Origin of the sequence: Myxococcus sp. MISCRS1 (genome assembly GCF_026626605.1) — a bacterium.
Taxonomy (GTDB): Bacteria; Myxococcota; Myxococcia; order Myxococcales; family Myxococcaceae; genus Myxococcus; species Myxococcus fulvus.
Genome location: NZ_JAPNKB010000001.1, coordinates 6846929 through 6859377, shown reverse-complemented (window position 1 = coordinate 6859377; position 12449 = coordinate 6846929). Strand labels below are relative to the sequence as shown.

The window sequence follows — 12449 nt, the reverse complement described above, 5'->3', positions numbered from 1 at the left end:
AGGCAGCCCTCGCGGAGGGGAAAGCGTGAGTGGCCGTTGGTGAACAGTGCAACGACAGCACCGTGCCCGGGACGTCGGCTATGCTCCGCTCGAACTCGGGAGTCGGAGTCGCCACCATGATTCTTCCGCGCTACTGGGACAGGCTGACCACCTCGTTGCACGTCGTCGACCTCCAGGGGAATGCCGACGAGGCCTGGCGGTTCCTCGTCTACCAGGGGCTCGTCGAGGACACGCCCGAGGGCCGGCGGTTCTTCGAGGGCGCCATCCAGCGCAGCCAGACGTGGCGCGGCTACGAGAGCGGCGGCGCGGTGGGCTTCATCGCCAACGAGCTGAAGAACGAGCGGCTCCTGGAGTTCAACCAGCCTCGCGACCCCGATGGCCACGGCGCGAAGCGGGCCTTCCGCCTGTGGAAGCGCAGGTCCCTAGAAGTATGACGCCCGCTCGTGGACCGCGACGAGCGCGAGCGATGTCCCACCGGGGCGAAGACAGACGACCCCCATGACAGGGGGACGCGCGTCCTGCCAGGAGCCCTTGAACTGGTACCAGGTGCAGGCGTTCCAGCGCTTCTCGGGGGCATCGCTGGACCAGGAGACCTCGATGCCACCGAGCGCCTCGAGCGTGCGCCACAACGCCAGACGCCCATATGCCGCGCCCAACCACCCACGAGCGCGGGACGCCACCCGGGAGAAGAAGAAGTCGGACACGCGCGACAGCGTGTCCCGCTCGCACACCACGAAGGCCGCGTCCTTCATGAGCGGCAGGCCCAGGTCGATGAGCAGCGAGGTCATCGTGTCCGAGGGCGCCTTGGGCAGCGCGGGACGCAGCTTGAGCACCCGCTGCTCGATGGCCTCGTGAGGCCTCTCCCCGTCCTCCGAGACCAGGACGGCCGCGAGCCCCGGAGGCACGGGCTCGTCCTGCGTCGCCAGCCGGATGTCGGGCGCGGTGTACTCGTCCTCTTCGTCCTCCCGTGACGCCGACGACAGCCGCTCCCCGAGCGTGTCGTACGGGTCGATCTCCTCCGTCCCCATGATGCGTCCGAACGAGGACTCCCAGCGTCGACGCTGGAGGGGCAGCGCCGCCAGCGGATGACCGCGCCGCGACAGCTCCTCCTGGAGCGCCAGGACACCGGGCACCGAGGACAGGTCCGCGCCGCGCAGCACGAACTCGTGGACGCCACACGCGAACAGCTCCAGCAGGTCCTCGGGGCCTTGCCGGTGGGAGCAGAGCTCCACGAAGCTCGCCGCGTTGCGATGGGTCCCCAGCAGCGCCGCCAGCTCCTGCTCCCGTCGCGCGGCGGAGAGACGTCCCTGGTAGCGCGCGTCACGCGGCTGACGGGCGACCTCCAGGAGGGTCAGGGCGCTGTCCACGTCCTGGCCCTTGGCCAGCACCTCCTCCAGGTGGTCCGAGAGGGCGTGCAGCCGCTCCCGGCCCTCCGCGGGCGTCGAGGCCAGCCGCGCCTCCAGCTCCGCCGCGACCGCCACCAGCGCCGGGTAGGCCCGCGCTTCTCCCAGCTGGTCGATTCGCGCCCGCGCCGCCTTCAGCCCGTCGCGGGTGGAGATGTCGTCGAGGAACGCGCTCACCGTCGAACCCATGGAATGCGAGCCTACAAGGGAACTGGGGTCCGGTGGCATCCCGCCCTCTCTCCCTCGGAACACCGAGCCCCTGTGCCACGGCGCCGTCCTGAAACGAATCCCAGGGGCAACACGAACCCCTGGCGAGGAGTCGTTGAAGCCTGACTGGATTTACGGCCCGACAACCCCAAACGCGCCGTCGCTGCGTCACTCCAGCCGTACCCAGCTCTGTCGACTGGGACGCGGGGCTCGGGCGAGCACGCGAAACGCCACATCTCGGCCGCGGCGCTTCCGCTCGAGCACGTTCCCCACCGGGGCGCACCTTGACGGGGCGGGGTGGCATTGGGAACTCCCTGAGCCAAGAGGAGCGCCACCATGTCAGGACCGTCCCCCCATCTGTCCACGAAGCAACCGGGCCACGGGATGCGCTGGCCCGCGATGGGACTCCTGTCGGCCTCGGCGGTCATCAACCTGACGAACGTGGCGGCGATGTCCGAGTACGGCCTGGGCTCGGTGGTGCTGTACCTCATCCCGGCGCTCGTCTTCCTGCTGCCCGCGGCCTTCGTCGCGGCGGAGCTGGGCAGCACCTGGCCGGGCGGCGTCTTCACGTGGGTGCACGAGGCCTTCGGGGAGAAGTGGGCATTCTGCGCGGCGTGGCAGCAGTGGGTGCAGAACGTCATCTTCTATCCGCTGCTCCTGTCGTTCGCGGCGGGGAACCTGGCCTTCGTGGTGTCGCCGGACCTCGCGCGCAGCGGACCGTTCAACGGCGCCTTCGTGCTGGTGGGCTTCGGGCTGTGCGCGGCGGTGGCGATGCACGGCGTGAGACACGCCTCGCTGTTCTCGGTGTGGAGCGTGCTTCTGGGCATCGTCCTGCCCACGGCGCTGCTGTCGTTGCTGGCGGTGGTCTATCTCGTCGGTGGGCACGGCTCGGCGGCCCCGCTGGGCGCGCGCGACTGGGTGCCGCCGTGGTCCGGCATCGGCGGGCTCGTGCTGGTGGTGGGCAACTTCCTGGCCTTCGGCGGCGTGGAGGTGAGCGCGGTGCACGTGCGGGAGATGCGCGACGCGCGGCACGGTTATCCGAAGGCGATGGTGGTGATGGCGCTGCTCGCCACCAGCATCTTCGTGCTCGCCACGCTGGGCGTCGCGGTGGCGGTGCCGCGCACCCGTGTGGACCTGAGCGCGGGGCTCATCCAGGCATTCGAGACCTACCTGTCCACGTTCGGGATGAGGCGCGTGGCGCCGCTCATCGCGGTGCTGTTCCTGGTGGCCACGCTGGGCACGGTGCTCACGTGGATACTCGGCCCCAATCACAGCCTGCTGCTCGTGGGGCGAAAGGGATTGCTCCCACCCTTCTTCCAGCGCACCAACACACACGGCACGCCCACGGGCCTGCTCGCCACGCAGGCGGTGCTGGTGGCCCTGCTGGCGCTGCTGTTCTTCTTCGCCCGGGATGTCAACCAGGTCTACTGGGCGCTCGACGCGATGACGACGCAGCTCTACATCCCCATGTATGGGCTGCTGTTCCTCTCCGCGCTGCGCCTGCGCCGCACGCAGCCCGACCTGCCGCGGGGCTACCGGGCGCCCATGCTGCCCGTGCTCGCGGGAGTCGGACTGGTGGCCTGTGTCCTCGCCTTCCTCGTCGGCTTCGTGCCCCCCAAGCAGCTGGGCGTGCAGAACGCCGCGGCCTACGTGGCGCGGCTGGCTGGGCTCGTCCTCTCCCTGGCCGCCGTGCCCTTCGTGTTCTACGCCCTGCGAAAGCCCGGCTGGCGCCAGCCGCCCCCCAGGGCCTCGCATCCTGGAGCCGGCTCGGGCTCCCGGACCGGCCGGCCGACACCCGCGAAACCCGAGCCCTGAGCGGCATGCACCGATTGCAGCTCCAATGTCCGGAAGAATCCCGACGTAGCACGTGGAAAGCGGGCTGATTTTCAGCCCCGGCAACCCAAGACAATTCGTCGATACGTATACCCGGCCCCTCTGCAATTCCTGGCCGAGCGCGCTCTCTGGGTATGGGTTGGCCTGCTTGATTTTTGAGTGATTCCTCTTTTATGAGGGAAGCGCGCGTCCACGCAGCACCGGGCCCACGCGTGCACACTCGCCAGGATTCACCGTCTGACGGCGAGCAGTGCGCCATGGCCGCCCGTTCGCGCCTCGCGAGCGCCCCGCTCGTTCACCACGAAAGCACCTCATGAAACGACCACCTGGGTCCCACACGCGTGTGTGGCGACTCCCTTCGTATGTCTTGGCATTACTCCCATTGCTTGCCTCCAGCCTGGTCCTCGCGGCCCCGGCGAGCACGCCCTCCAGCTCCACCTCGAGCCCCAGCGCGAAGTCGGGAGCGCAGATGCTGCCGCCCCCGGGCTGTCCCGACTGCGAGCCCGAGCCCATCTGCGACCCGGAGATCTGCGACGGCGTCGACAACGACTGCGACGGGCAGATTGACGAAGGTGTCCGGCGCACCGTCTACCGAGACGCGGACGGTGACGGGAAGGGCGCGGGCGCCGCGGTCCAGGGCTGCGTCGACTACGGCTGGGTCACCAACAACACGGACTGCAACGACTCCAACGCGTCCGTCTGGCAGGCCGGCCGCTTCTACCGGGACGCGGATGGAGATGGCTACGGCAATCCCAACCAGTGGCAGGACTCCTGTGGCATCCCCGCGGGCTACGTCACGGACGCCACGGACTGCAACGACGCCAACGCCGGCGTGAAGCCGGGGGTCATCAAGTCCTGCGGCGTCGGCGAGTGCGCGCGCACGGTCCAGGCCTGCGTCAACGGCGTGGAGCAGGCCTGCGTCCCCAAGCCCGCGACCGCCGAGGTTTGCGACAAGCTGGACAACAACTGCAACGGCGTGGTGGATGACCTGCCGCCCATCACCTGTGGCACGGGCTACTGCCAGCGCACGGTGGCCGCCTGCGCCGACGTCTGCGAGCTGGTGGAGACGAACCCCAACAAGCCGCCCGTCGAGGTCTGCGAGTGGATGGCGAACAGCTGCACCCCGGGCCCGGCCAGGGCCGAGACCTGCAACAACATCGACGACAACTGCAACGGCACCATCGACGACGGTGTCATGACGACCTACTACCGCGACAACGACGGTGACGGGTACGGCGCGGGCGCGCCCATCGGCATGGCCTGCACCGTCCCGGGCGGAGCCGCGTCCAATGCCTCGGACTGCAACGACCACGACTTCAACGTGAAGCCCGGCGCCGTGAAACAGTGTGGCGTCGGCGAGTGCCGCGTCAGCGTCCAGGCCTGCGTCAACGGCGTGGAGCAGACCTGCACCCCGCGTCCCCCCGGCGTCGAGATTTGCGACAAGGCGGACAACGACTGCAACGGCGCGGTGGACGACATCACCATCGCCTGCGGCACGGGCGCGTGCCGTCGCACCGCCCCGGCCTGCGGTGAGCTCTGCGAGATGGTGGAGACCCAGCCCGACAAGCCGCCCAAGGAGGTCTGCGAGTGGGGCGAGTACGGCCTGTGCACGCCCGGCGCGCCCTCCGCGGAGGTGTGCGCGAACGACATCGACGAGGACTGCAACGGCATCGCCGATGACTCGAGCAACAGCGCCGCGTGGCTGACCTTCTATCCGGACCAGGACCATGACGGTTACGGCGCGGATTGGAACTCGACGCGGGCCTGCTACCAGCCCATGGGCACGGTCCGCACGGGCGGGGATTGCGACGACACCCGCGCCGACATGAAGCCAGGCGCCGCCGAGGTCTGCGACGGCATCGACAACAACTGCTCGGGGACGCTGGACGAAGGAAATGTCTGCGACCAGTCCCTCTGCCAGTAACCCCCCTTCCGACTCATCACGGTCCTTCCCCAATGAGACACGACTCACGACCTCCGCGTCCCCCGGGGCGCCTCAAGCGCTTCGCGGCGAACGCGATGCTGTTCTTCTATGGCACGCAGCTGTTGAGTGGCTGCGTGCCCGCGGGCTCACCCTCCGACGAACCTGGCGGCGCCGGCGAAGTCGCGCGGGCCCGGGCCGCGCTCGACAACGTCCCGTTCGAGCTGCGCTCCGACACCATCCTCCCCACCACGTCCGCCACCCCCGAGGCCCCGGGCATCACCCCGTTCACCGCGGACGTGTCGCCGGGCGGCTCGGCCAACGTCTCCATTCCGCTCTGGACTCCACCGGGACGCGCGGGCATACAGCCCTCGCTCTCCATCGTCTACGACAGCCAGGGCAGTGACGGCCTGCTCGGCCCGGGCTTCAACCTGGCGGGCCTGTCGCAAATCACGCTCTGCCCCAACTCGTTCGCGCGCGACGGGAAGCTCCTGGCCGCGGACACGCGTCACTGGATGCTCTCCGGAGGAGTCCAGGACTACACCCGCGTCTACTGTCTGGATGGCTCGCGGCTGGTGGGCTCCACCTGGGACAGGTTCACGACGGAGGCGGACCCCTCCACCGCCATCACCATCACCGGCGGCAACCACCTGGAGGCGTTGACCTTCGAGGTGCGGGGGCGCGACGGGCTCATCCGGACCTACGGCAGGACGACCACCGTCTCCGGGGCGCAGCGGGACGACGCGCTCGTCCGGGGCTTCCACTCGACGCCCATCCGCGGCGCCAACAACACCATCACGTCGGAGGACAACCAGGCGGTGACCCTCACCTGGGCGCTCGCCTCCGTCCGGGACCGGTTCGGCAACCGGATGGATGTGCATTACGACCAGGCCCCCGCCACCGACGCCTCGTCCGTCGCCTGGCACCGCCCGTCGCGCATCACCTACACCGGCTTCCGCCGCGAAGTCGTCAACCCGGAGACCGGCTCGACGCAGGTCACCGTCGAGGAGGGCCAGCGCGAGGTCACCTTCGAGTACGAGTCCCGGCCGGACACCTTCACCGGATACCTCTCCGGGGTGAAGGTCGGACGCGACTTCCGGCTGTCACGCATCAACATGAAGGGCCCGGGCCTGGCGCCCGGCGCGAGCACGCTCTCCAAGGTCGCGCTGCGCTCGTACAAGCTCAAGTACTACCAGGGCACCGTCAGCCAGCGCAGCCTGCTGACGGAGCTGCGCGAGTGCGATGGCGCCGACGTCTGCAAGACGCCCGTCCGCTTCGACTGGGAGCAGGGCTCCTGGGACTTCGACTACCTGCCCACGGTCAACGTGAGCAACGCGAAGGCGGGCGCGGGGCTCAGCGCCTTCGGGCTGGGCGCGGGCCGTCAGGGCCTCGCGTACTTCACCGGCTCCGTCCTCATGCAGGAGCGCGACCTGGGCCCCCCCGAGTACGTCACGGACGTCACCATCCAGAACTGGGAGGACCGGATGCGGCTGTTGCAGTACCCGGACGCCGCCTCCACCACGCTCGACTCGTCAGAGGCCAGCGGCCTGGTCCTCTGGTATCCCTATCTCGACGCGGATGGCGGTCCCTTCGGTGGCGGAGACTCCAACCGCTTCTGCGGCAATCGCGCGGAGCGCAACCTCTTCCCCCTGGTCACGGACTGGGACGGCTCGGGCCGATCCTCGGTGGTGGGCCTCTCGTGCGCCTGGAACGTGTTCCCGGGCAGCCCCTACCTCACGCCCGCCTATGCGCATCAGGTCTCGCGGACGGTCAATGAAATCCACTGGGTCGGCTCCGAGCTGAATCCCCAGTACTGGCTGGACGTGGATGGTGACCGGCGCAACGAGCGCGTCTGGGTGGGCCGGCACCAGGTCGACCTCGAGGATACGAGCAACCCGAACAGTCAAATCGTGCGGCGGGTCGTCATCACCCAGCCCGTCCCCTCCACGATGCGTCCGCCCATGGTGCCCGCCACCCGGGCGAACACCATGTCACCGGCGCTCTACGCCCAGAGCACACGCGCGGGCGTGCGCGTGGCGGACCTGGACGGCACCGGCAAGCTGAGCCTGGTGGGCCTGGGCTCGCACCCGGACGCGAGCAGCTTCCTGGATGCGGTCAGCTTCCGGGAGGTGACCTCGGGCAGCACCACCGCGGGCCAGCTGAACATCGTGCCGACCACGCTGCGCCGGCCGCCCGGCCTGCCGTTCTTCTTCCCGAGCCTCTACGCCTTCACCTTCGACTTCATCGACGTCAACGGCGACGGCCTCCAGGACGCGGTGACGCTGGGACAGCTGCAGGCGACCGACACCCAGCTCAAGCTCCGGGTCCAGTTCAACACGGGCAAGGGCTTCACGGAGATGCGTGAGACGGAGCTCCCGGAGAGCTTCAAGACCGCGCTCCTGGGCGCGAAGACCGAGCACGGCGACTTCGACGGGGACGGTCGCGTGGACCTGGCGGTCTTCCGTCCGGGCCATCCCGTCCAGGTGCTGCTGGCGGGCCCGCGGGGTGAGTTCACCCAGCTGTTGAACCTGTCGATTCCTTCCAGCGGCGACAGCAAGGACTGGTCGCAGGTCATCGACGTCAACAACGACGGCCTCTTGGACCTCACCTATCGCGTGGGCAACGAGCTGCGCATCGCCCGGCGCCAGAAGCCGGTGGACGAGCTCAAGCGGGTGCACGGCAACGTGCAGCTCGCCACGTACCAGGGCTACTCCGGCCTGAGCTACTCGTTCGAGTACGCGCCGCTCTCCCAGGCCAACCCGCACGGCGCCGTCACGCCGAGCGAGCCCTTCTACCTGCGGAACTACACGGAGACGACCACGACCCCGTGGCTGCGCCTGGCGCCGGAGTCGATGCGCGTCGTCTCGCGCCTGTCCGTCAACTCCAACGAGCAGCGCATCCAGAGCTGGCGGCACCTGTACCGCACCGGGCTCTCCGATACGCGCGGCCTGGGCTGGAAGGGCTTCGGCCAGCGCATCGTCATCGACGAGGTGACGGGGGCTCGCACCACGACGACCTACGACAACGTCTCGGCGAAGGAGGGCACCGAGCGCAAGGCCATCGCGCCGCTGGCCCACCTCCCGGTGGAGGAGCTGACCGAAGTCCCGCTCGACGCCAACACCCGGCTCGAGACGAAGCGCCAGTGGACGTACGCGCGCACGGTGGCGCAGCCGTATGCCGCGACCTATCAGCAGTACGCCACGCGCATCTCGGAGACCATCAGCGAGCGCCGGGGCGGCGCGGTGACGCCCGTGTCCGAGAAGGAGACGCTCACCACGCTGGATGCCTACGGCACCCCGGTGTCGCGGACCGTGCTCACCCACGGCGCCTTGACGACCGAGCAGGAGCAGGTCGTCACGACGCCGGACTTCGACGCCGCCACCTGGCTGCCCCGAGGCACCTGGACCATCACGACCTCGTGGATGTCCTGCGACAGACTGCTCCCGAACAGCACGGGCTGCGCGGGGCAACCCGCTGCCTCCAACGTCCGGACGATGAAGGTGACCCACGACGCCCAGGGACAGGTGTCGTCCACCGAGAACGAGCCGTCGCTCGTCAGCGAGACCTCGACGGCGACGACATCCGAGACCTATCTCAAGACCACCTTCGCGCGGAACGCCAAGGGACTGGTCGAGCAGGTCTCCCAGCAGGGCGCGAACGGCGTCACCCGCTCCGAGACGGTGACGTACGACAGCGTCGACCAGACCCAGCTTTCGAGCACCACCGACGCCCAAGGGCACACCTGGAGGTATCTCTTCCATCCGGGCCTGGGCGTGCTCGCCCAGACGAAGGACCCGAACGACGCCCACGTGCGCCTGCAGTACGACGGCTTCGGCCGCCAGCGCATCGTGACGCCGCTGTACCAGGGCCCCTCGGCGGCGCCGGCGAACAGGTCCGTCGTCGAGACGTTCTACGAGTGGAACGGCACGCTGCCGCAGCACCGGACGCGGGTCGCCACGGGCAACGGCGTGTTCGACGAGACCGTCATCCGGTTCGACACGATGGGCCGACCGGTGACGACCCAGTCCCCGCGCTTCGATGGTCAGCCGGTGACCACCACGCTCACCTACGACGTGCTCGGGCGCGTGGTGAAGACGGAGCTGCCCCGGACCAGCACCGAGCCGCCCACGTGGGAGCTGCACGAGTACGACGCACTCGGCCGCGTCACGGCGCGCCGCTTCGCGGATGGGAGCACGGGCCCCAACGGGAGGCTCCTCGAGGGCATCGCCTACTCGGCGCCCCAGCCCTACTCGGCCCAGGCGACGTCGACGGATGCGCTCGGACAGGTGAAGAAGTCGCTCACTGACTTCCGCGGGCTGATGGTCGAAGCGACCGAGGCTTGGGGCACGGCGAAGGCCGCCACCATGAAGTACTCCTACGGCCCATTCGGCCGACTGGAGCACACGGATGACCCGGCCAACATTCGCAGCTCGCGCTTCTATGACGCCGTGGGGCGGCTGGAGCGCACGGTCGACCCCAACTCCGGGACGCGGCTGTTCGTCTACAACGCCTTCGGTGAACTCAAGAGCCACTCCGACGCGCCGGAGGGAGCGGCCGGCCGCATCACCACCACGTACGAGCGGGACTTGCTCGGCCGAGTCCTCACGGCGACCAATCCGAAGGAGTCCCTCCAGTACTGGTACGACGAGGGGCCGGGAGGAAAGGGGCGGCTGACCCGCGCGAGCCGCACGCCCGTGGGGACCTCGGTGGAGGCCGTCGACACCGCCTATCTCTACGACGTGTACGGCCGGGAGACGGGCCTCTCCCAGAAGGTGGCTGGCACCACGCGCAGCCTGGGTCGTGAGTACGACGACTACGGTCGCGTCGGTCGCCTCACCTATCCGGCGCAGCTCAACGGTCAGCCCTTCTCGATCAACTACTCGTACACCGACCGGGGGGAGCTCTCGAGCGTCTACCGCTCCAACAGCATCACGACCTACTGGCGGGCCTACGAGCGCGACAGCATGGGCCGGCTCAAGACGGCCCACTACGGCAACGGTGTCTCGCGCGTCTTCCGCTACGACACGCAGGGACGGCTGCGCTTCACCGAGGCCAAGAAGCACCTCACCGACGTCCAGCGCCTGGCCTACGAGTACACGGCCAACGACAACCTCTCCGCGCGCCACGACCTCATGGTCGGCGTCACGCAGAAGTACACCTACGACGCGCTGGACCGGCTCGAGCGCTGGAAGGTCCAGCAGAACTGCCAGACGCTCGACGTGCAGTTCCAGTACGACCCGGTCGGTAACCTGCTCAGCCGCTCGCCTGTCTCCGGCTGGGAGCCCTCCGCGAGCCTCCAGTACACCGGCGGCAGCTCGGGCGGCCCACACGCCGTCAAGCAGGCGCAGCTGGGCGCCGAGTCCTTCACCTACGAGTATGACCACCGCGGCAACCAGCTCGCGATGCGCGATTCCCAGGGCGCGCTGGTGCGCTCGGTGCAGTACACCCCGGCCAACCTGCCCGAGAACATCACCTCGTCGAGCGGCACGGCGCCGAGCAGCACCGTCCGCTTCGACTACGACGCCTCCGGCACCCGCGTCCGCAAGTACGCCGACAACGGGCAGGATGATGAGACCGTCTACGTCGGTGGCCTCTACCAGCGCCGCAAGCAGGGCTCGACGGTCACCCACATCGTCAGCATCCCCAGCCCCGAGGGCGTCGTCGCCGAGCTGTCGTGGCAGGAGGGCTCGACGTCGGAGTCCACGCGCTACTTCCTCAACGACCCACAGGGCAGCCCCGACACGGTGACGGATGCCTCGGGCGCGGTGCTCGAGCGCATCAAGTACGAGCCCTTCGGAGGAAGGCGACAATCGACGAACCTGGCGCAGGCCTCCGCGACGAACCACTCCGGCGCGCGCCGGGGATTCACCGGGCACGAGCAGGACGACGAGCTGGGGCTCATCAACATGCGCGGGCGCATCTACGACCCGCGGATGATGAAGTTCCTCAGCGTGGACCCGGTCATCGCCGAGCCGGGCTCCGCTCAGGCCTACAACGCGTACTCGTACGTTCTCAACAACCCCACCCGTTACACGGACCCCAGCGGCTTCACGCCGTATGGCGGGGAGCTGGTCAGCAGTTGGGGGGGTGGCTGGACGGGAGCGCCGCAGTCGCACCAGAGCCGCATCATGGGCGCACTGGAGCGCCACCTGTCCATGCCGGGCCCGTCCCTGTACCTGCCCAGCGTCGACTTCAAGGTGCCCAGCATCCAGTCGCTGGATGACACGAGGACCCAGCCCGATGCGCGTCACACGAACGACATCGGACAGAGCTCGGGGTCGTCCAGGTCCGGGTTGACGTCCCTGCTCACGACGGCGTCGAGCACGTTCAACGCGGTCGCCGACAAGGTCCCGTGCGGTCCGATGGTGGGCTGCCATCTGAGCCGGGCGATGACGAGGTCGCAGCTCGAGAGCATGCTCAACGCGTCGACGCTCTATGACCGCTATGCGCCGGTCAGCAAGCTCGCCGCGGCCAGCTTCGCCATCAACGAGTTCATCCCGTTCGTGTCCGCGGGTGAGAGCTATCTCGAGACCAAGTCGGCCTGTAGCAAGGGAGACGCGGGCGGTTGCGCCGTGGGCGCGGGCAAGACCACGTTCTACACGCTGGCCTCTGGCGCCAGCCTCTTGTCCCTCATCGAATCGGGCGCTGGTGTGGCAGGGGTCCTCAAGGCTCCGGTCTCGAGCGCGCGCAGCGCGATGAACCAGGTGACCCGCTCGCTCAGGGGTCGAACGCTCCCACCTCGTGGCACCTTCTCCATGAGCAAGAACGCGGCGGGCGGAGAGGTCTGGACCTCCAACGGGGAGATCATCCAGATGGACTTCGCGCACCTCGTGGATGAAGCCCGCCTCAAGGGCAATGTGCAGATTCTCTCAGGAACCCATGGGCAGGCGAATGGCAGGCTGCTTCAGGACATGAGACTCCACAAGGAAGACAGGCTTCGCTGGCGAAACGCGCCCAACGTGACCGTCCACGACATCAACAAGCTGTCTCCCGAGGAGATCACGAACATCCTCCGAAGCGAGGGGAGCATCTTCGGAGCCTTCTGCTACAGTGACCGCTGCCTCGCGCCCTTCAGGTAGGCACGA

General features: G+C 68.7%; 5 protein-coding genes. 4 read left to right on the top strand and 1 reads right to left on the bottom strand.

Annotated features, from left to right (window positions below):
• Positions 1–116: 116 nt before the first annotated feature.
• Positions 117–434 carry a hypothetical protein gene (locus OWM54_RS27325; protein WP_267699400.1) on the top strand — a complete coding sequence of 106 codons (318 nt, stop codon included), beginning with the start codon at positions 117–119 and terminating at the stop codon, positions 432–434.
• On the opposite strand, the gene OWM54_RS27320 is transcribed toward OWM54_RS27325, so the two are convergent.
• Positions 423–1592 (bottom strand): DUF6183 family protein, encoded by a 1170-nt coding sequence (locus tag OWM54_RS27320; RefSeq protein ID WP_267699399.1) that lies wholly within the window; start codon positions 1590–1592, stop codon positions 423–425. The two genes, OWM54_RS27325 and OWM54_RS27320, sit on opposite strands and share 12 nt — an antisense overlap.
• A 354-nt stretch (positions 1593–1946) precedes the next feature.
• Between OWM54_RS27320 and OWM54_RS27315 the strand changes: the two genes are divergently transcribed.
• The 3 genes from OWM54_RS27315 to OWM54_RS27305 all read left to right on the top strand — a co-directional run bounded on the left by OWM54_RS27315 (position 1947) and on the right by OWM54_RS27305 (position 12443).
• Positions 1947–3425, top strand: a complete 1479-nt coding sequence (locus OWM54_RS27315) for an amino acid permease (protein ID WP_267699398.1) — start codon at positions 1947–1949, stop codon at positions 3423–3425.
• Between the two features lie 487 nt (positions 3426–3912).
• Positions 3913–5367, top strand: coding sequence for a putative metal-binding motif-containing protein (locus tag OWM54_RS27310; RefSeq protein WP_267699397.1), 1455 nt, complete (start codon positions 3913–3915; stop codon positions 5365–5367).
• A 32-nt stretch (positions 5368–5399) separates the two neighbouring features.
• Positions 5400–12443 (top strand): RHS repeat-associated core domain-containing protein, encoded by a 7044-nt coding sequence (locus OWM54_RS27305; RefSeq protein WP_267699396.1) that lies wholly within the window; start codon positions 5400–5402, stop codon positions 12441–12443.
• Positions 12444–12449 lie beyond the last annotated feature (6 nt).